Source organism: Flavobacterium tagetis, from assembly GCF_016735615.1.
In the GTDB taxonomy this organism is placed as follows: domain Bacteria; phylum Bacteroidota; class Bacteroidia; order Flavobacteriales; family Flavobacteriaceae; genus Flavobacterium; species Flavobacterium tagetis.
This window is the reverse complement of sequence record NZ_JAERSF010000001.1, coordinates 138061-159728: the sequence shown is the minus strand read 5'-3', so window position 1 is coordinate 159728 and position 21668 is coordinate 138061. Positions and strand designations below refer to the sequence as shown.

General features: G+C 33.2%; 17 protein-coding genes and 1 tRNA gene. 10 read left to right on the top strand and 8 right to left on the bottom strand.

Annotation, left to right across the window (positions count from 1 at the left end; genetic code table 11):
• Nucleotides 1-71: 71 nt before the first annotated feature.
• Nucleotides 72-1634, bottom strand: coding sequence for a serine hydrolase (locus JI750_RS00655; protein ID WP_201998273.1), 1563 nt, complete (start codon nucleotides 1632-1634; stop codon nucleotides 72-74).
• A gap of 182 nt (nucleotides 1635-1816) precedes the next feature.
• Between JI750_RS00655 and JI750_RS00650 the strand changes: the two genes are divergently transcribed.
• Nucleotides 1817-3295 carry a serine hydrolase gene (locus tag JI750_RS00650; RefSeq protein WP_201998271.1) on the top strand — a complete coding sequence of 493 codons (1479 nt, stop codon included), beginning with the start codon at nucleotides 1817-1819 and terminating at the stop codon, nucleotides 3293-3295.
• A 91-nt stretch (nucleotides 3296-3386) separates the two neighbouring features.
• On the opposite strand, the gene JI750_RS00645 is transcribed toward JI750_RS00650, so the two are convergent.
• Complete coding sequence (locus JI750_RS00645) at nucleotides 3387-3941, bottom strand: porin family protein (RefSeq protein ID WP_201998269.1); 555 nt, start codon at nucleotides 3939-3941, stop codon at nucleotides 3387-3389.
• Between the two features lie 345 nt (nucleotides 3942-4286).
• Between JI750_RS00645 and JI750_RS00640 the strand changes: the two genes are divergently transcribed.
• Entirely contained in the window at nucleotides 4287-5432 is a 1146-nt protein-coding gene (locus JI750_RS00640) for a helix-turn-helix domain-containing protein (protein WP_201998267.1), read from the top strand.
• A gap of 87 nt (nucleotides 5433-5519) precedes the next feature.
• Nucleotides 5520-6080, top strand: coding sequence for a GNAT family N-acetyltransferase (locus tag JI750_RS00635; RefSeq protein ID WP_201998265.1), 561 nt, complete (start codon nucleotides 5520-5522; stop codon nucleotides 6078-6080).
• On the opposite strand, the gene JI750_RS00630 is transcribed toward JI750_RS00635, so the two are convergent.
• Entirely contained in the window at nucleotides 6045-6809 is a 765-nt protein-coding gene (locus JI750_RS00630; RefSeq protein WP_201998263.1) for a ThuA domain-containing protein, read from the bottom strand. The genes JI750_RS00635 and JI750_RS00630 overlap by 36 nt on opposite strands.
• A 202-nt stretch (nucleotides 6810-7011) precedes the next feature.
• On the opposite strand from JI750_RS00630, the gene JI750_RS00625 reads away from it, so the two are divergent.
• The 4 genes from JI750_RS00625 (at nucleotide 7012) to JI750_RS00610 (ending at nucleotide 10659) form a co-directional block, all read left to right on the top strand.
• Nucleotides 7012-7782: a helix-turn-helix domain-containing protein gene (locus tag JI750_RS00625; RefSeq protein ID WP_201998261.1), complete on the top strand. Its 771-nt coding sequence runs from the start codon at nucleotides 7012-7014 to the stop codon at nucleotides 7780-7782.
• Between the two features lie 80 nt (nucleotides 7783-7862).
• Nucleotides 7863-8489 (top strand): NAD(P)-dependent oxidoreductase, encoded by a 627-nt coding sequence (locus tag JI750_RS00620; protein WP_201998259.1) that lies wholly within the window; start codon nucleotides 7863-7865, stop codon nucleotides 8487-8489.
• Between the two features lies 1 nt (nucleotide 8490).
• A complete protein-coding gene (locus JI750_RS00615; RefSeq protein ID WP_201998257.1) occupies nucleotides 8491-8991 on the top strand; it encodes an anthrone oxygenase family protein in 501 nt (166 codons plus the stop codon).
• Nucleotides 8992-9270: 279 nt separating this feature from the next.
• The gene (locus JI750_RS00610) at nucleotides 9271-10659 is read left to right on the top strand and encodes a serine hydrolase (RefSeq protein WP_201998255.1); all 1389 of its coding nucleotides are present in this window, start codon (nucleotides 9271-9273) and stop codon (nucleotides 10657-10659) included.
• A gap of 239 nt (nucleotides 10660-10898) precedes the next feature.
• On the opposite strand, the gene JI750_RS00605 is transcribed toward JI750_RS00610, so the two are convergent.
• Nucleotides 10899-10971: transfer RNA gene (locus tag JI750_RS00605), tRNA-Met, on the bottom strand.
• Between the two features lie 117 nt (nucleotides 10972-11088).
• Between JI750_RS00605 and era the strand changes: the two genes are divergently transcribed.
• The 3 genes from era to JI750_RS00590 all read left to right on the top strand — a co-directional run bounded on the left by era (nucleotide 11089) and on the right by JI750_RS00590 (nucleotide 16524).
• Nucleotides 11089-11970: a GTPase Era gene (era, locus tag JI750_RS00600; RefSeq protein ID WP_111422569.1), complete on the top strand. Its 882-nt coding sequence runs from the start codon at nucleotides 11089-11091 to the stop codon at nucleotides 11968-11970.
• 332 nt (nucleotides 11971-12302) lie between these two features.
• Complete coding sequence (der, locus tag JI750_RS00595; RefSeq protein ID WP_201998253.1) at nucleotides 12303-13613, top strand: ribosome biogenesis GTPase Der; 1311 nt, start codon at nucleotides 12303-12305, stop codon at nucleotides 13611-13613.
• Nucleotides 13614-13770: 157 nt separating this feature from the next.
• Nucleotides 13771-16524, top strand: coding sequence for an outer membrane beta-barrel protein (locus JI750_RS00590; protein WP_201998251.1), 2754 nt, complete (start codon nucleotides 13771-13773; stop codon nucleotides 16522-16524).
• Between the two features lie 111 nt (nucleotides 16525-16635).
• Here JI750_RS00590 and JI750_RS00585 read toward each other — a convergent pair whose 3' ends face one another.
• The 4 genes from JI750_RS00585 to JI750_RS00570 all read right to left on the bottom strand — a co-directional run bounded on the left by JI750_RS00585 (nucleotide 16636) and on the right by JI750_RS00570 (nucleotide 21665).
• Nucleotides 16636-17379: a DUF2490 domain-containing protein gene (locus JI750_RS00585; protein WP_236672945.1), complete on the bottom strand. Its 744-nt coding sequence runs from the start codon at nucleotides 17377-17379 to the stop codon at nucleotides 16636-16638.
• A gap of 146 nt (nucleotides 17380-17525) precedes the next feature.
• On the bottom strand, nucleotides 17526-20072 hold the full coding sequence (locus JI750_RS00580; RefSeq protein WP_201998249.1) for a TonB-dependent receptor: 2547 nt from the start codon (nucleotides 20070-20072) through the stop codon (nucleotides 17526-17528).
• Between the two features lie 252 nt (nucleotides 20073-20324).
• A complete protein-coding gene (locus JI750_RS00575) occupies nucleotides 20325-20738 on the bottom strand; it encodes an RrF2 family transcriptional regulator (protein ID WP_012023964.1) in 414 nt (137 codons plus the stop codon).
• A 93-nt stretch (nucleotides 20739-20831) separates the two neighbouring features.
• Nucleotides 20832-21665, bottom strand: a complete 834-nt coding sequence (locus JI750_RS00570) for a TPM domain-containing protein (RefSeq protein WP_201998247.1) — start codon at nucleotides 21663-21665, stop codon at nucleotides 20832-20834.
• Nucleotides 21666-21668 lie beyond the last annotated feature (3 nt).

Here is a 21668-nt window from a genome sequence, read left to right as displayed (position 1 = left end):
AGTATAAGAACAAAAAAGCTTCAGATTTCTCTGAAGCTTTACTTAAATTTAATCGTGATAAAAAGAAGTTTCTATTTTTCTACTCTTTTGAAATCTAAATCTTGAAAATCAAAACTAAAATCGATATCTGGAGAAATGCCTTTCATTTTAATAGATTGGGCTTTACCTGTTTCGTCAAGTGAAAACATTACAAGAGCATCACAATTCATAGCTTGGTATTCCCATTTTACAGCAAATGTATTGGCATTATAAAAAGCCATGGGTCCATTTAACTTTGGAGATCGAAGGCATTTGATCCACAATTGTTTATTTTTTAAAAATACTTCTGCTTTTCCAAACCAGCTATCTTCGTAAATGCCAATAAAATCTTCATTTTTTATTTTGACATTTTTTGCAGAAGCTACTTTTTTCCAAACGTTTTTGGTTACGTCATCGCTTGAATTTCTGTCTTCGCTCATCCATTGGGCTACTTTATCTGTCCAGCCATAATCATTAAGGCCTAAATAACGATCTTCAATAGTGTTTGATACTGCAGTAAAAAGACCGCCACCTCCATTTTCGGTATTCGTTAGAATCACAATTCCTAAGTTCAGATCAGGAAACAGCGTTACTTTTGATAACATTCCTGGCAATCCTCCCGTATGTTCTACCTTAAGACTCCCTTTTGAATCTGATATAAACCATCCTAACCCATAACCGTTAAAATGAGAATTGTATCTAGGGTCAGAATCTGTAGGCATAATGGTATGCAAACGCCACATTTCGTCATGATTTTTTAAAGAAAACAGAGACGATTTTAAATCTTCACCATATTTGCCCTTATTTAAACGCACAATCATCCATTTTGCCATGTCAGCAACGTTAGAGTAAATACCTCCTGCAGCACTTGCTATTCCTATATCATAAGCTTCAACGGTTTTTATTGTTCCAGATGTTGAAGAATGAGGTACAGCGAGATTTGTTTTATCATTTAGCAAACTTCCAACAAACGTATGATTCATCTGCAAAGGAGTTATAATTCTTTGTTGTACAAATTGTTCAAAACTCATTCCGCTAATTTTTGCAATTATTTCCCCAGCAACTATATAAAGCAAATTATCATAATCAAACTTGGTTCTAAAGGCAGAAACAGGTTTAAAATGCTGAAAACTTTTTATCACATCTTGTGCGGTAAAGTTAGATTCGTCAGGAAAAAACATCAAATCACCAGCACCTAATCCAAGTCCGCTTCGATGCGTCACTAAATCCTGAATATTAAAATTCTCTGTAACATAATCATTATACATTTTAAATTCAGGCAAATAATCTTTAACCTTATCGGTCCATTTCAATTTGCCTTCATCTTCTAAAATAGATAATGCGGCTGTTGTAAAAGCTTTAGAATTAGATGCAATCTGAAAATTGGTGTATTCGTCTACCGCTTTTTTGGTTTCAATTGAACCAACTCCATATCCTTTCGAATGGATTATTTTTCCATCTTTAACCACAGCAATTGATGCTCCTGCGACTTTGAATCTTTGAAGAGCATTTTGCATTAAAGAATCAATTTTTACAGATGATAATTGAGCAAATGATGTTGAAGATGCAAAGCAAATAAAAAGTAATAAAGCTAAACGGATTCTCATTTTTTTCATATTAATTTGATTTTTGGACTTCTGGTAAACAGTTAAACAGAATTTTTAAATAAGAAATAATTTGGTTTGCAATTGAAATTTATGAATGACCAATATAAGAAATAACTTTATTGAATTGTAGTAATAAGATTTCATTATTTTCGTTTAAAAAATCAATCATCAATCAAATCAAATCAATCAAAATGAAAAAACAAATCGTTCTTTATTTTACAGTTTTACTTTTTACAAGTACTATCTCAGGGCAAGAGATAAAAGATTTTTTTTCAACTCTTGCTAAAAATAATCTTTTTAATGGCAGTGTTTTAATCTCAAAATCGGGAGAAAAAGTCTTTTCTAATTTTTATGGATATTCTAATTTCGAAAAGAACGAAAAAATCAATGAAAAATCTCTATTTACAATTGCATCGGTATCAAAAACCTTTACTTCTACAGCAATACTGCAACTTAAGCAAAAAGGGAAATTGAATATAGACGATCCAGTCCAAAAATATCTTCTGGATTTTCCGTATCCAAATGTTAGCATTAGACATTTATTGAGCCATACTTCGGGAGTAAGTAACTACTATCGTCTATTTGATAATGCAATAAAAGAAAAGCCAGAAAAGGTTTTTTCTAATGAAGATATTATACCTGCATTAATTGAAAATAAAGTGCCACTTTCATTTGCTCCAGGAGATAAATGGGAATATAATAATGTTAATTATTGTCTTGCTGCTTTGATAGTAGAGAAAGTAACTGGAATTAGTTTTAGAGATTATTTGAAACAAAATATTTTCGAACCAGCTAAAATGAAAGATTCATTTCTTCCTAAAGATAGAAGAATTAAAGAGCCAAATCAGGTAGAATTGTATACTTATCCCAACTTTTATTCGACTAGTGTAGTGAATGTTCAAACCTTAAAAGAAACTTTTTTAATAGATGAAAAAAGTAATTTTTATGGACCTGGAGGAATTGTAAGTACGGCTCTAGATTTACAGAAGTACCAAAAAGCATTGTTTAGCAATCAGCTTTTAGGTAAGAAAGAATTAGAAGAAGCGCTGACACCAGCAAAACTTAATGATGGAAAAATTGCTTCTTTTCGAATAGATGAAAAAGAGATAGCCTATGGTTTGGGCTGGGCGATGTACACTACTGATACTAATGAAAAAATAGTTTTTCATGATGGACTCAATACTGGGCTTACATCAATTTTAATGCATAATATTACTAGAAATAATACAGTCATTTTGCTCTCCAATACTGCAAGTCCGGTTCTTACGACCGCCAGTGAAGTTTTGAAATTAATTGATAATAAGCCTTATAAAATGCCTTTGCAGAGTCTTTCGAGAGTCTATGGCAGTTTACTTGAAAGTGGAAATAAAGAAAAAGCAAATCAGTTAATTGAAGAATATTTAAAAAATCCAAGCAATTATGAAGCAACAGAAAGAGATTTTAATAGACTAGGATATCAATTTCTTAGATCGCAAAAAACAGACAATTCTCTTTTAACATTCGCTTCAGCAACATTACTTTTTCCAAATAATTCAAATATATATGATAGCTACGGAGAAGCATTGCTTCAAAGTGGTAGAAAAGAGGATGCCATTAAGATGTATCAAAAATCTGTTGAATTAAATCCAGATAATGAAAACGGTAAAAAGGTATTAAAAGAATTGCTCTGATCAATGTAGAATTATGAGGTTTCAGAAGCTTTCAATATTTAAGGAAACAAAAACACCACTCATTTCGAGTGGTGTTTTTTTATTAATGTTTTTAGAAAAAGAAGTAACCAACAGATACCTGAAATACTCCGTTTTTATTTTTAATAGAAGAATTATCTACATTATTAATGTCAGTTAATCCCAGATTATATCTTACACCAAAATTAAGCCCGTTTTCAAGTTTGTATCCTAAGCCAAAATTAACACCAAAATCAAAAGTATTAAACGAATCTTTTACATCTGTTTTTTCACTTTTAGCAGAAAGTAAAAAACCTATCTGAGGTCCGGCTTCAAGACTCAATCCTTTTGTTACATAGTATTTTCCCATTAAGGGAATGTTCAAATAATTCATAGCAATTACATCATTATTGAAACTATATCCCTGACGAGAATACATTATTTCGGGTTGAAAAGAGAACTTTTCAGACAATGGAATTTCTGACATAACACCAATGTTATACGATGTTACAAAATCAGCATTTTCGGTATTATCTTCACTGATAGTTGCAAAGTTTAAACCCGCTTTAGCTCCAAATTTAATTTCTTGGGCATTTACATTCACAAATCCTAAAACTGTAAAAACAGCTAACAATAAAATTTTTTTCATAAAATAGTGTTTTGAATTATTTGATGCCAAAATTCAAAAAAGCAAAATTAGCAGAGGTTTCAAAAGCTTAAAAGTGGATAAATTGGTACTTATTTCTAGCTGTTTCTTAACTTTTTCTTAGGAACATGAAACGTTGAAATAAGCCAATTCTATTAAAGATTTTACAGAATAATCGAATGATAATTTGTAATTCAGATCTTATTAATTGTCATTTTGTTTAGTTTTAATTGTAATTCCTTTAACAGTAAATAAAATCAATTAAGTATAGTTTCGTGATGGAAAATTATAGGTAATTACCTAAAAAAAAACAGAAACAGCATCCTAACTAAATAACCACTATATAGATTGATCTTTACTATTTTTTTTAACACGGCAATTTTTCAAGGAATAGTTCTTGGAACAATTATTCTAAAATCACCACTATTTAAGAGTAATGCCAATAGATATCTGGCTTATGCAATATTTGCGCTTTCGGTGCTTATTGCCAATCTCGTTTTCGAAATAATTGATCTTTACAGCAGTATGCCTTTCCTGCGTTTTCTGGATAATGTAGAATGGGCATTTCTTTTTCCGGTTCTCATTTTTATGTTTGTTATACATCAGGTAAACCATCCAATTAGAAATTCGAAAAAGATTCGATGGCTGTATGCTCCGTTTGTATATTCAGCCATTACAAATGTTTTTTATGACTGTGATGCTGTCGCACATATTTTTACAATTCCGCACTTTCTTAAAAGTTTTCTAGAAACTTTAGGAAGTTTTGATTTTTATCTTGTTCTGTTATTTATGCCTTTTATGGCTGTTTATACTTTCGGTTTTATTAAATTTTCAAAAGATAAACAAGAAAAGAAATGGATCACTTTTCTATGGTTTTTGGTTTATGCATTAATGCTTTCCTGGATGGTGGTTATTTTGACAGGGCTGCTTTTTGAATATGATCTCTCATATGTTATGCAGATTTTGGCGTTGTTTGCTACATTTTTAATTCATTGCACGGCATATTATGGTGTGTTCAGATACAGGTTGGCTGACAATAAAACTGAAATCGAAGAATTGCTAAATAATAAGACTTTGTTAGACGATGAAATATTTGTTGAAGAAGTACCTATTAAAAGAGGAAATGACGCTAATGGCTTAGAAATCTTTACAAAAGAAAACCCTTATTTTAAGAGATTGGAAATACTTTGCGAAGAGCATCAAATTTATAAAGACAGCAATTTAAACCGAGAAAAAGTAGCAGAAGAGCTGGGAATAAGTGCGGGATATGTTTCACAACTCGTCAATGTGATTACGGGAGATAACTTTGCCAATTACATAAATAACTATAGGGTTGAAGCCGTGAAAGAAATGATTCTCGATTCGGATTATGAAAACTACAGCCTGCTGGCAATAGGATTAGAATCTGGATTCACTTCGAAGACAACTTTTCACAATGCTTTTAAAAAATCGACAGGTATGACACCAAACAGCTTTCGGAACACCAATAAATAAAATTGAATTTAGTTACATGTTTGAAAATAAATGAGTTATTTTTAATCTTGACCACGGAAACTGATAATTAGTAACGGACAAAAAATCATGAAAAAAGAATTTCCAACAATAAAAACAGAAAGACTTTTGCTGCGACAATTTGCAGATAGTGATCTTGAAAATGTTTTCAAAGGACTTTCACATCCAGAAGTTATCAAATATTATGGAGTGAGTTTTGAAACATTGGAAGCAACAAAAGAACAAATGGTTTTCTTTGCTGACCTTGAAAAAAACGATACTGGAATTTGGTTTGCTATTTGTTCTGCTGACAATAAAACATTCTACGGAGCGGCGGGATTAAATAATTTAAGTAAAGAACATAAAAAAGCAGAAATTGGTTTTTGGTTAATTCCAGATTTTTGGGGACATGGAATTATCAAAGAAGCAATACCGTTAATTTGTAATTATGGATTTGATAATTTAGAACTTAACAGAATTGAAGCATTTGTTGAGTCGGAAAATAAGAATTGTAAAAGCATAATGGGCAAGCTTGACTTCCAGTATGAAGGAACTATGAAAGATTGTGAAATTAAAAATGGCAAGTTTGTAAGTCTTGATATTTATGCTATCTTTTTATCTGCCGATAGCATAAGTGATTCCGCCAAGTAAATGCTGTACAAAAAGAGGATCGTTGTAACTTTCAGAGCTGTGTCCTAAAGCTGTGTAGAATATTCTGCCACCATCATATTCATGATACCATGCCAAAGGATGATTTTCGCCATGTTTACCGCCTTTATATGAAGATTCGTCAATCTTTATAAGCACATTTACGTTTGGGTTTAAATATTTAAAATTGTACCATTCGTCTTTTCGTTCCCAAATTGCAGGAAGATGTTTTGTAGACGAATGTTCATGATTTACAATGATAAGTTTTGCATTCTGTGGCTCAGGATGACCCTCGAAGATTCCGCCGATCATTTCTGTGTACCAAGACCAATCTGGTTCGCAGTTTGTGGCCGAATGAATGCCGACAAAACCATTTCCGTTTTCTATGAATTTTTGTAAAGCCAATTTTTGATTTTCGCCTAAAACATGACCTGAGGCACTTAAAAATATAACAGCTTGATATTGCTTTAAGTTTTTTGAATTAATTGCCAAAGAATCTTCAGTAGCATCGACAATAAAATGATTTTCCTGTCCCAATTTTTTTATCGCTGCAATTCCGGCAGGAATGCTTTCATGTCTGAAACCATTAGTTTTAGAAAAAATCAGAACTTTTTTGGTTTTATAAGAAGTAGTCTGTTCTTCGGTTTTTATGTGAAAAGAAACCAAGAAATAGCTTGTTAGTACAATGAAACTGAATAAAAATGATTTTTTTATCGAAAACAGGTGGTTCATTTTAGAAAATTTTATTTTGGGAAGATAGAAAAAAAATATTTCTGTCGAGCGTGTTTTCTAGGTATTACAAAATGGCTAGTTCTGAATAATCGACAGATTGTTACTTCTTTTGACAATTGAAAAGTTTCGTAAATGTCTCGAAATTTGCGTTTTGAAAAATTTTCAGATATTTGATAGATATAAAATCGGTAATCACAATAATATGGACTATCAAAATATTGTTCCCGAAGACTCTATTTCGCTTTTTGTGAAAAACATATGGGTGTTTGAAAATGAAGATAAAAATACAGATACGACATTGCCTTTTTTTGCAGACGGTTGTCCAGGTTTGATGTTTCAGCAAACTGATCACGGATTAATCGTAAAGCCTCACGATAAAAAGATGCCAGAAGTTTTTCTTTATGGCCAAACCATTCTGCCAATTGAACTTGAGATTTCGGGCGCATTTCTTATTATCGTTTTTCAGTTGTATCCGTTTGTCTTGAAAACATTTTTCGATATTCTGCCTCAAAGCATAAATGATAATTGCTATTACTTTGATGATACTGAAGAAGATATGAAGTGGCTCAAAAAACAATTGGGATTGAGTGAAAGCGTAAAAGATAAAATTGAAATTATATCAAAATTGCTTTTACGGTATTTTGAAAAGAAAAAGGAAAACCTTGATTTTGAAATACGACAAGGCATAGAATGCATCTTTCAAACAAAAGGTCAGGAAAGCATCCGTTCGATCGCCAGTAAGCTAAAGTTCAATATTCGCACCTTTGAGCGAAGATTTCTGACTGAAACAGGGCTTACTCCTAAGCAATTTGCTAAGATTATCCAGTTTCAAGCCTCCTTGGATCAATTGACGGTTAAAGATTATGAAAAACATACCGACATTGTGTATCAAAATGGGTTTTCAGATCAATCTCATTTTATAAAAGTTTTTAAGGCTTTTACCGGTAAAACTCCAAAATCATTTGAGAAATAATTGCCACTGTCGCTTTTATTCTATTTTAAGGCATTTATCTATTGCAATTTTGTATCACTAATCTTAAATATTGATATAAAATGAAAGTAATAATCTTTGGAGCCACAGGTACAGTTGGCATTGAAATCGTAAAACAAGCATTAAAAAATGGTGATGAAGTAACGGCTTTTGTTCGTGATCCTCAAAAACTACAAACCATTTCTCATCCTAACCTTCATATTCGTGTAGGTGATGTTTTGAGTTTGAATGATGTTGAAAACGCGCTGCAGAATCAAGAAGCAGTTTTTTGTGCCTTAGGCGATGGTAGAAAAGGCAAAATACGCGCAGAAGGAACAAAAAAAATTATTGAGGCAATGAGGAAAAAAGGATCAAAGAGGCTGATTTGCCAAACGACACTAGGCTTGGGCGAAAGCTATGGAAATCTTAATTTTATCTGGAAACATGTTATGTTCGGAATGTTGCTAAAAAAAGCATTTCAAGACCATAAATTGCAAGAAAAATATATTTTGGACAGTAATTTGGATTATACAATTGTTAGGCCTAGTGCTTTTACAGATGACCAAATTACCAATACGTATCGCATAGGTTTTGACGGAAATTATAAAAAACTCAATCTAAAAATTGCCCGTAAGGAAGTTGCTGATTTTATGATTCGTCAACTAAATACCAATGAATATTTAAAAAGAACAGTTAGTATTTCCAATTAAAATGAGAGCATCAAACATTCTACTAATTATTACAGCAACGACAACAGCATTAATGGCTGGGCTTTTCTTTTCATACTCGATTTCGGTGAGTTTGGGATTGGGAAAACTAAACGATAAGGAATTTCTAAATGCCATGCAGAACATCAATCGAGAGATTCAGAATATACCATTTTTCATTTGTTTTTTTGGCACGTTACTTTTGCTTCCAATTACCAGTTTTCTGCGCTACAAAAAGCAATCGTTTCTGTTGCTCTTTATAGCGACACTATTTTATTCAGTTGGTGTGTTTGCTGTAACTGTATTTGTAAACGTTCCTCTCAATAATACTCTGGAGTTGTTTGATCTTGCAAGTGCCTCAAGCGCAAGTGCGAAGCAAATGAGAAATATCTTCGAAGACCGTTGGAATTTTTGGAATAACATAAGATCTCTATCTTCCTTATGCAGTGTGTTTTTCGTTATTTTAGCCTGTGTTTATAATGGACATAAATTAAAAAATAATTGATGCTAAATATAAAATAAATTGGTAAAAACAAAAAAACACCACTTGTAATGAGTGGTGTTTTTTTTGGTAGTGAGAAGCATTTAAATATCTAACCAGATCATGGATTATTATAATGTTTTAGCATGTGCATCTTAATTTTTTCTATACTTTTTTCGTGTATAGTCACTCATATAAGAACTAAAAAAACATCAATCAAATTTAATGTCCTTCTGACAGTTTGTAGTGAAAAAAATATATATTTGAAACATCTCACCGACATTAACTAACCAGAAATAAAAAATGAAATTAACAATTACAATCGGACTTCTTTTAATTGGATATCTTACATTTGGACAAGGAAGAATTCAAAAAATTGACAGTTTACTTAATTCTCTTTATTCACAAGAGAAAATCAATGGAAATTTTCTAATTGCAGAAAAAGGGAAAGTTATTTATAGCCATAGTTTTGGACTTGCAAACGAAACAACAAAAGAAAAATTGAACGAAAATTCGATTTTTGAATTGGCATCTTGTTCAAAGCAGTTCACAGCAATGGGGATAATGATACTTAAAGAAAAAGGGAAGTTGAATTTGGACGATGACATCAATAAATACTTACCCGAACTTTCTTTTTATAAAGGTATAACTGTAAGAAACTTATTGAATCATACTGGGGGTCTACCAGACTATATGCAACTTATGGATAGTTTATTTGACAAATCTAAAATCGCCACTAACAAAGACATAATTAATATATTTAGTACCCATCATCCAAAAATATTATTTGAGCCAAATACTAAATGGGAATATAGTAATACAGGTTATGCACTATTAGCATCAATAATCGAGAAAGCATCGGGTTTGACATACGCTGACTATTTAAAGACAGTTATTTTCCAACCGTTGAAAATGAAAAATACCTTTGTTTACAATCGTAGATTATCGCCAAAGAAAATTGACAATTATGCTTTTGGATATGTTTACTCAGATAGTTTGAAAAAATATGTTTTACCAGATGAATTGGAAGAAACTAAAATAGTTGTTTGGCTTGATGGTATTGTTGGAGACGGAGGAGTTAATTCAACTGTAAACGATTTATTGATTTGGGATAGAGCATTATACAACAATAAATTACTCACAAAAGAGGGAATGAAATCAGTTTTTGAATTAGCAACTTTGAAAGACGGAGCTAAAAGGAATTATGGTTTTGGCTGGGGAATTGAAGAAAATGTTGATTTTGGAAAAATTGCAAACCATGATGGAGGTTGGCCAGGTTATGTAACTTTTATCGATAGGCATCTTACAAATGATAAAACAATTATAATACTTCAAAATCACAACAACGTTTCAATACCTTCTAAAGCAATTAGAAATATTCTGTATAATAAACCATTGCCGGTGCAAAAATTCAGAAAAGAAATTAGTGTTACTACCGAAGAACTTCAAAAGTTTGTTGGAACTTATGAAGTTGAAAAAGATTTTGAAATCAAAATTTCATTAGATAAAGACCAACTATTTTCACAATTAACAGGACAAAATACGTTCCGAATATTCGCAGAAAGTGAAAAGTTATTTTTCTATAAAGTAGTAGATGCCCAAATTCAGTTTGAAAAGAACGAAAAAGGAGAAATTTCAAATTTGTTTTTATTGCAGAATGGGAAAAAGATAGAAGCAAAAAGGACGAAATAAAAAATCGATCTCTCCAATGTGTAGACAGCGATAGTGCATATTTACAATTTGTGCCCGCAAAGAGAATCAGAAAAAAAGGTAAAAACAAAAAAAGCTTCAGTGAAATCTGAAGCTTTTTTCTTAGTAGCGGTCGGGAACAGGACTCGAACCTGTGCCCGCGGCGGCGGATATGAGTCCGACAAGCTGATAAAATTTTGAATAAAAAAACACCAGCTTTTTCAAGTGGTGTTTTTACTTAGTAGCGGGAACAGGACTCGAACCTGTGACCTTCGGGTTATGAGCCCGACGAGCTGCCTACTGCTCTATCCCGCGATGTTTCGGGTGCAAAGATACGCCGATTTTTTAGAAATCCAACGAAAACTTAAAAAAATGTTTTATTTTCTGTATTGAGTTGATATGACTACCTTTGCATCTTAAAATATCATGCAAATGTCACATAAAGCAGGTTTCGTAAATATTATCGGAAATCCAAATGTTGGAAAATCAACATTGATGAACGCTTTCGTTGGAGAACGATTGTCGATCATTACATCAAAAGCACAAACTACACGTCATAGAATTTTAGGAATTGTAAACGGAGAAGACTTTCAATTGGTTTTGTCTGATACTCCTGGAATCATCAAACCAGCATACGAAATGCAAGAATCGATGATGAACTTTGTAAAATCGGCTTTTGAAGATGCTGACATTTTAATCTACATGGTCGAAATAGGGGAGCAGGATTTGAAAGACGAAGACTTCTTCAAGAAAATCATTCATGCTAAGATTCCGGTTTTATTACTTTTAAATAAAATTGACAATTCAAACCAAGAACAGTTAGAACAGCAAGTTACTTTTTGGAAAGAAAAAGTGCCAAATGCAGAAATTTTCCCGATTTCGGCTTTGCAGAATTTCAATGTTCCAGAAGTTTTCGGAAGAATTATCGAATTATTGCCAGAATCACCACCGTATTACCCTAAAGACCAATTAACAGACAAACCAGAGCGTTTCTTTGTTAATGAAACAATCCGTGAGAAAATCTTATTGAATTACGCTAAAGAAATTCCATACGCAGTAGAAATTGTAACAGAAGAATTTCATGAAACCGACAATATTATACGAATCCGTTCAGTAATTATGGTGGAGCGTGACACACAAAAAGGAATCATCATTGGACACAAAGGTGCCGCTTTGAAAAAAGTAGGAACCGATGCCCGTGCTGATTTAGAGAAATTCTTCGGAAAACAAATTCATATTGAACTTTATGTAAAAGTGAACAAAAACTGGAGAAGCAACGCAAATATGCTGAAACGATTTGGTTACAATCAGTAGTTTTTTTGTTTAATCGGTTAATCGTTAAACGAAAGTTCTTTTGAAAATAGGTGTCCTAGCCCAGATAGGAGCGGTATCCTTTTTCTGGCTTCTTTAGCCAGGAAAAGATATAGCGGATAGCTGGATTAGCTCCTGAAAATTATGCAAAAAAAACAATAAAAACTTAGGTACTTAGTTCCGATAGCTATCGGGATAGCAAATTAGTAGTTTTTTTAACTACCTTTGCAAAAAATTTAAATAAAGCATTTTTGACTTATAATTTATTGTTATATAATCAAAAAGTGAAATCTTAAATCTAATCCCGATAGCTATCGGGACTAAAATTCAATAAAATGAGTAATAACATTGTTGCGATAGTAGGAAGACCTAATGTAGGGAAATCGACCCTTTTTAATAGGCTGATACAAAGAAGAGAAGCTATTGTAGATTCAGTATCTGGGGTTACCCGTGATAGAAACTATGGTAAAAGCGAGTGGAACGGAAAAGAGTTTTCTGTCATTGATACAGGTGGATACGTTCGAGGGTCTGATGACGTTTTCGAAGGTGAAATCCGTAAACAGGTAGAGCTTGCTATCGACGAAGCCGATGTTATTATTTTTGTGGTTGATGTTGAAGAAGGAATTACGCCAATGGATGAAACCGTTGCAAAATTGCTTCGTAAAGTAACAAAACCAGTTTTATTGGCTGTAAATAAAGTAGATAACGCAATGCGTGAGAAAGATGCAATTGAGTTTTATAATCTTGGTTTAGGAGATTATTTCACATTTGCAAGTATTTCAGGAAGCGGAACAGGAGATTTATTAGATGCTTTAATTGAAGCTTTCCCAGAAAAACCAGAAGTTGAGGTTAAAGAAGATTTGCCTCGTTTTGCAGTTGTAGGTCGTCCGAATGCAGGAAAATCTAGTTTTATCAATGCCTTGATTGGTAAAGATCGTTATATTGTTACTGATATTGCTGGAACAACTCGTGATGCAATTGATACTAAATTTGACCGTTTTGGTTTCGAATTTAATTTGGTTGATACTGCTGGTATTCGTCGTAAAGCAAAAGTAAAAGAAGATTTAGAGTTTTACTCTGTAATGCGTTCTGTACGTGCTATCGAACATGCTGATATCTGTATTTTAGTGATCGATGCAACACGCGGATTTGAAGGTCAGGATCAGAGTATTTTCTGGTTAGCAGAGAAAAACCGTAAAGGTGTTGTAATCTTGGTAAACAAATGGGATTTAGTAGAAAAAGATACGATGTCTACTCGCGATTACGAAGATAAAATCAAAAAAGAATTGATGCCATTTACAGATGTGCCAATTTTATTCGTTTCTGCTTTAACGAAACAACGTTTATTAAAAGCGCTTGAAGCAACAGTTCAAGTTTACGAAAACAGAAAACAAAGAATTGCGACTTCAAAATTCAACGAGTACATGTTGAAAGTGATTGAAGCGTATCCGCCACCAGCAACAAAAGGAAAATATGTAAAGATTAAATATTGTATGCAATTGCCAACACAAACACCTCAGTTTGTATTTTTTGCTAATATGCCTCAATATGTAAAAGAACCTTATAAAAGGTATTTGGAAAATAAAATTCGAGAGAAATGGGACTTTGCAGGAGTTCCAATCGATATTTATATAAGAGAAAAATAAAAAAATGAGTCCCCTGAATAGGGGACTTTTTTATGTTTTGTGTCTATCTTTATTATAGTATCAATTTTTTATTGGCATTATATTTGAATAAATGTAAAAAATACAATTAAACCTTTTGCATTTTTTTAAGTCTTACTGATCTAACTAACCTAATTTTATGACCAGAATTTATTCATTACTATTGTTTCTAGCTTTTGTTTATTCGGCAAATGCACAAAACAATATCGTTATTAAAGGAACTGTAGTTGATATCAACTCGCAGCTTCCGCTTGAACTCGCCACCGTTTATTTTACAGCCGTAAAAGATTCAACAATTATTGAATATGCTACAACCGATAAAAACGGAAATTTTATTATCAATACTAAAAAGTATGATAAGCCAGTTTTCTTAAAAGTAAATTATACAGGATATCAAACTTATTTTGAAGAGCAAAAAGCGCTTACAGAAAGTAAAGACTTTGGTAAATTGTACCTGCTTGAAAATGCCAATGTCTTGAATGAAGTGGTAATTAAAAGCGAAGCACCGCCAATTACCATTAAAAAAGATACTCTAGAATTTAATGCAGGTTCTTATAAAGTGCGTCCAGATGCAAATGTGGAAACTTTACTGAAACAGTTGCCAGGATTTGATGTTGATAACACGGGAAAAATTACGGTAAATGGACGAGAAGTCAATCAGGTTTTAGTCAACGGAAAAGCATTTTTTGATAAAGATGGAGCTATTGCCATTAAAAACCTTCCGGCTGATATTATTAAAAAAGTTCAAGTTTCTGATTTTAAAACCAAAAAAGAAGAACTGGCTAAACAAGAATCGACTTCAGATTATTCGAGTATAAATATTACCATTGACGAAAAGAAAAATAAAGGCTATTTCGGAAAAGTCCTTGGTGGATATGGTTCAGACGAGCGCTACGAAAGCAGTTTAATGATGAACTTCTTTAAGAATAAGCAAAAAATAAGCGTATTGGCTTCGTCAAACAATATCAACTCGACCGGATTTTCTATGGATGAGGTTTTTGATAATATGGGAGGCGGAAGAAATGCAAAAGGAGGAAGTCAAGGCGCGAGCAGTGGAGGAAAGGGAATTACGCAGTCTACTTTGGCCGGAATTAATTATTCTGATGATTGGACAAAGGATTTGGAGTTTATGAGCAGTTACAACTTTACAAATGCTATAACCAAAAACGAAAGTAAATCAAACCAGCTTAGTTTGTTGCCAACAGGAAATATTTTAACCGAAGCAGATTCTAAAACTAGAAATGAAAACACAGGAAACAAAGTAAATTTTGAACTGGAATACAAAATCAATCCTACTATGCAGATTGTTTTTGCTCCTAAATTGAATTTATCAGAATCGAACAGCAATTCGTCTTCTTCGACTTTTTCTGAAAATGAAAATGGCGATGCATTGAACGAAAGTACGGCAACATCGCACACAGAAAGTTCAAATACAAGTTTTGCTAACAGTATTAACTTCAATAAAACTTTTAAGAAGCAATCGCGTAATTTAAGTGTGGTTTTTAACAACAATAACACTAAAAATGATTCGAACGGAATCAATATTTCTGAGACTATTTTTTATCAGGATAATAAACCAAATGATGAAAGAAATCAGAATGCAAAAAATACATCAAAAAGTGATGCTTATTCGCTTGATCTTGAATATACAGAGCCTGTAACAGATTCGCTTCGACTGCGTTTCGGAACCGATTTTGACTGGCAAAGTTCTATGAACGATCAAAAAACATTCAATTTTGATGATGCATCGCAAGAATACTCAGATTTAAATTTATCGCTGACCAATTATACTACATCAAAACAAAATTCGATTGCACCGAAAGTTGGTATTACTTGGCAGAAAAGTAAATTTACGTTGAATGTAAATTCAAGAACATCAATTGTAGAATTTGATAATCATTCTTTTTACTTGAATCAAGCTACAGATTTGAATAAGAGATATATGCTTCCTTACGGAACAGCACAGCTTAGATATAAATTTAATCGTTCTAAAAATTTGACTTTTAAATACGATTATTCTAATGCGCTTCCGTCGGCAACACAATTAATGCCAGTTGCAGATTTAAATAATCCGTTAAATAGTGTAATTGGAAATCCAAATCTAAACCCGATTGAAAAAAGTACAACGGGCATCGATTTTAAGAATTTTGATTTTAGAACGCGTTCTGGGTACAGTTTATTTCTTAAAGGAGATTATTACAGTAATGATATTGTTTCTACTTCGATTTATGATGACAGCGGAAAAAGAAATACGACTTATGTAAATATTTCAGGAACTTATTCGGCTTCGGTTGGAGGAAACTGGAACCAGCAGATTAAAAAAGATGCTCATACTATCAGATATGGTTTGCGTTTAAGCGGTAATTATAATTTTGATAAAGGATTTACAAATGCTGTTTTGTATTATGCAAAATCGGTTGTCGTTACGCCAAGTGTTTATGCTTCTTATGATTATGGAGAAGTGCTTTCGATTGCGCCATCTTATAGTTTATCGTATAACGAAACGAGATATGAAAACTATTCAAGAGACGCCACTTCAAACGTAATTCACAGAATTAATATGCAGACAACATCATATTGGCCAGCTAATTTAATCTTCGGAAATGACTTTGGATATACTTATAATTCAAATATTTCAGACGATTTCAAAAAAGATTTCTTCCTTTGGAATACGAGTTTGTCTTACGGATTTTTAGATAAAAAATTATATGCTAAAGTAAAAGTGTATGATGTTTTAAATCAGAACCAAAGTGCAACAAGAACCATTTCACCAACTTCAATTAGAGATGAAGAAAACACCGTTTTAAAACGATATGTAATGTTTTCTTTAGCCTATAAAATTGGAAACTTTGCCGAAAGTAAAAAAGGAGGAAAGAGACAGAGGGGGTCTTGATTTTTAAGGTGCAAAGGTTCAGAGGAACAAAGGTTCAAAGGTTAAAAAAATGCCTGTCAAATTTAATTTGACAGGCATTTTTTGTATAACTCATAACTCATAATTCATAACTCATAACTTTTTACGATTAATTCTATGATAAACCGTAAACCTTACAATATCACGATCGTAGAAATCTACACCGCTTGCGCGTCTTTGAAAGTTCTTTAAATAACCCAATTCTAAACCAAGATTTGGATTGAAATGATAACGTAGCGCAATATAAAAACGGTTTTGATCGAATGTATTTCTACGATTGTCTTTTCCGAAATTAAATAAAATTTCATCTGAAATAGTTCCCTTTATGCTTCTTCTTTCTTTTTCCCATAGAGTAAACATAGATTGTAAACGGTATCTGAATCGGTATGCAAATGAGAATTCGTCTAAAAGTCCGTTTTTATCTGCTTTTTGAATGAATCGTTCTTCTAGTTGAAAGCGATTATGAAAAGTGATTTTGGCAATATCATTAATTAAAGTAAGGTCTTGCTGTGCACGATATTCAGGAACAGAATAATCAGGATCAAGGTTTGGGTTTTGAGTATTGACGCTAAAAAAGGCAAATCCGGCACCAAAATCCATCATATTAGTCGCTCTGTAACGAACTTGAGATCGTATAACGAAAAGATTCTCATGAACAGGTTTTACAAAGCTTCGATTATCAAATTCAGAATGAATAGCCCATTTTTCGGATAACGGAAAAATATTATAGTATCGAATCCAAGTCAAAGTCTGCTGGTCGATATTTCTTTGATTTTGCCCAGTAATTAGCTGACAAAGAAAGATTATAATAAAAAGTAATCTAAAAGATCTGTTCAAAAACTATAAATTCAGGCTGCGAATTTATACAAATGATCTTATTTCCGTCTATTTTAAAATTTGATTTGAAAGTTATTTTGTGAAATAAAAAAAAGGGACACATTTTAAAATGTATCCCTTTTTAATACTAAAACTAACTAACCATCTTACAGTGAATACTTAAATGTAACGCCGTAAGTTCTTTGATCACCAAGAACTCCAGCATATTGACCTGTGTTACCACCTGCAGGCAATAATTGCTCATAGTAATCTTTATTGAAAAGGTTTCTTCCCCAAATCTGAATAGATAAACCTTGCGAAGCACGGAAACCTAAACGAGCATTAAAGATTGCATAACCTTGTACTACTAAATATTTTGAAGCCGAAGGGCTTGAAGAAAATTCAGAACGAGCGTATCCGTCAGCAGCAAAGAAGATTTTTCCAGCATTACCAAAGAATTTTGCGTTGTCCGAAAGTTCACCTCCAAGAGAACCTGCCCATCTTGAAGCTCCTGGCAATTCAGTTCCAGAAACATCTTTGAAGGCAACTGGTGCTCCAGTTTCTTCTAAAGGTAGTGGCGCATTAGTAAACTTCACATATTTACCATCTGTATAAGTTGCCGCTCCATTAATTGTTACATGCGAATTGATAACAAAACTTGCATCCAATTCTGCACCTCTTACACGTACTTTATCCGCATTGGCAAGATATCCACGGTTTACACCTAATTCAGCTGCCTGAACGTTGGTTTGGAAATCTTTGATGTCAGTATTAAAGAACGTTAAGTTGAAAATTGAGTTTTTGAAAGGAGAAGTTTTTACTCCAATTTCATAATGATTTACTTTTTCTGGCTTAACCACTGCAAGTTCAGTTAATGGCTGTCCCGCTGCATTTGTTGGAAGACCAGCTACGTTAACTCCAACCGGCTTGTAACTTTTTGCATAAGTTGCATAAGCGTTGATTTTGTCTGATGCTTTATAAGTAAGCGTTAAGTTTCCAGAAAAGTCTGTATTGTCAGTATCTGAATCAAATGCTTGATCAGAGTAAACCGATTTTTTCAAAGCCAATAAGGCAGGATCTGTAGTCTGAAGACCTCCATAAGTTTTACGAGAATAACTTGCGTCTTTTTTATCAAAATTATATCTCAAACCAGGTAAAATGTGGAATCTCTCTGTAACAGCCCAATCAAGCTGTCCGAATACTGCAGCACTAGAAGCTCTAATTCTTGCATCAGTTTTAATTCCGTATCCTTCAAAAAGACCTGGAGTTTTCCATAATGGACTAGTTGAACTTTGAGAGAATCTCCATTGAGCATTTCCTGATTCTTCTGTACCATCTGTTTGAGAAGTCTGATCGATAAAGAATACTCCTGCAACACCGCTAATTTTTGAAGTTAATTGTCCAGCATAACGAACCTCTTGTGTAATCTGAGTTTGTCTTGTTGGGTTTTGAGATTTAGCTAAAACTTGTAACCCTGTAAAATCTCTATCGTTTGACGGGTCCCAGTTCCAGAAACGCCATGCAGTTGTAGAAGTTAGAGTTCCGCCTCCAATTTTAGTGTCAATGTTTAAAGAAACACCTCCTAAATCTTGTCCAGAACGCCAAGGTGTATCGTGATCTATTTTACGGTCAAAAGCATTTAAACTTGGTAGTTGATAATTTAAATCTTTAATAATAGCATCAAACTGACGGTATGCAGCCCTTTGGGTAGGGGCAACACCAGCAACAACCTGCGCATATCCGTCAGGACGCTGTGTTGTTAAATCTCCTGCAAAAGTAATGTTAGTATTTTCAGTAGGAGTCCATAATAATTGTCCTCTAAAACCTTGATTGTTTAAAGTATTGGTTGGTCTTCCTGTCGCAATGTTATCAATTAAACCATCACGTTGTGTACCTGAGAAAGATAAACGACCAGCAACTTTTTTCCCTAATGCTCCAGTGATAGAAGCTTTAGCTTGTAAAAAGGCGTAATTTCCGTAACTCAATTCAAAATCGGCACCAGTTGTAAAACTTGGTTTGCGAGATGTAATATTAAAAGCTCCAGAAGTTGTGTTTTTTCCGAATAAAGAACCTTGTGGGCCACGTAATACCTCGATTTGTTCTACATCGATAAAATCTAAAGTAGTTGCTGCAGGACGCGCATAATAAACACCGTCTACGTAGAAACCAACTCCAGGATCGATACCATCGTTGGTAAGTCCGAATGGTGAACCTAAACTTCTAATGTTGATTCCAGTATTTCTTGGATTAGAAGAATACAATTGTACAGAAGGAACCAATTCTTTAATACGGTTTACGTTGAAAGCTCCTGCTGCTTCTGCTTGTTTTCCTGTAACTACAGAAACGGCAATAGGCACGTCTTGTACTTTTTCAATTCTTCTTCTTGAAGAAACTACAACCTCAACAAGTTTGTTTTCTTCGCGTAAAGTCACCAATAAAGGTGAAGCAGGGATAGCTGTAATTTCAAGTTCAGCGGTATTATAGCCAATGTATTGAACTAGGATTGTAAGCGGTAATTTTCCTTGTGATTCTATCGAAAATCTTCCCTCAGAATCTGTAATTGTGCTAAAAGTTGTTCCTTTAATTACCACATTGGCTGCTTCTAAAGGAATATTTTGATCTGTTGTAACAACCCCGTCAATTTTTTGCGCGAATGAGATTGAGAATGTTAAAACTGCAAGTATTGTAAGTATATTTTTTATAGATGTCTTCATTTTTTATATTAAGTATATATGATTAGTAGAATTTAAAATTAAATTTTTTTTTACCAACACATACACATCATAGATGAAGCAGTATTCACGATTGTGAAATTATAATTATGTTTTTTTTGCAAAAGATTTTGTCCACCTGATTTACTAGAATGTACTTTCATGAGTTAAAATTTTGTAAATGATTAGTTAATTATTTTTGGCAAATATATATAATTAATTCTATCGATTTACTAGACTTTAGAAAATATTTTTTTATTTTTTTACCAATGAGGCGATTGTGATGCCTTCCATAGCCTTCAAAGTTTTATCTCTAATTAGCATTAAACCGTGACGAAGACTGCATTCGGACTCGGTTTTACAATCAGAGCAAGGCTCGTAAAAATTTAAAGAAGCGCATGGCAAAAGGGCAATTGCACCGTCAAATAATCGGTGAATTTCTGCCAAAGTGATATCGTTTTTGGATTTAATTAGATAGTATCCGCCAAATTTTCCCTGCTTACTGCTTACAAAACGACCGCGTTTTAGATCTAATAAAATCTGCTCTAAAAACTTTTTAGGAATGTTAGCGCCATCAGCGATTTCTACAGTTCTAGAAATGTGATTTTCGTCTTGTTCTGCTAAATAAAGTAAGGCCTTAAGGGCGTATTTTGCTTTATGTGATAACATCTATTAATAAATTGTAAAATGTAAATGTATGATTTTTTAAGATTGAAACCTAAACTTGAAACCTGAAACAAAGAAAATTAGAACCAGAATAAATTACCAGCCTCCGCTAGATCCACCGCCAGAGAAACCGCCACCGCCAAATCCGCCACCGAAGCCACCGCCTCCGCCAAAACCACCACCAGATGATCCGCCGCCGAAGCCTCCAAATCCGCCTCCGCCACTTCTTCCAAGATTACTCAGAATAATAACATCGAGCAGGCTAGGACCGCCGCCATTGTTGCCAGAATTTCCTCCGCCGCCTCTTTTATTTCGAGAAAGTAAGATCAAAACAATTACAACAATTACGATAAAAGGTAGAATAGGGAAATCTTGTCCTTTGGCTTGTTTGCGTTCGCCTTTAAATTTTCCTTTAAAAACATCAATAATGGCATCAGTTCCTTTATCAAGACCGTTGTAGAAACTTCCTGCTTTAAATTCCGGTATAATGATGTTTCTGATAATTGTTCCGCCAATACCTGCCGTTAAACGATCTTCAAGTCCGTACCCTGGATTAATGGCAATTTTCTTCTCATTTTTAGCTAAAAGAATAACAACTCCATTATCATCTTGTTTAGTTCCTCCAATTCCCCAAGTTTGACCCCATTTTGTTGCTAATTGGCTTACATCTTCTCCTTTTAAACTTTCAATAGTGATAATTACGATTTGAGTGGTAGTCGAATCGGAGTAACGAATTAGTTTTTCTTCTAATTGTGCTTTCTCTGTAGAGCTTAAAATGTTAGCGTAATCGTAAACAGAAGTTTGAAAACTTGGCTTTGGTGGAATCTCAAATTGCGCAAAAATAGCATTGCTGATAAATAATGCGATAAATAAAAAAGTAATCTGAAAAATTCTATTGGAATTTGGGATTTTAATTTTGGAATTTTTCATTAT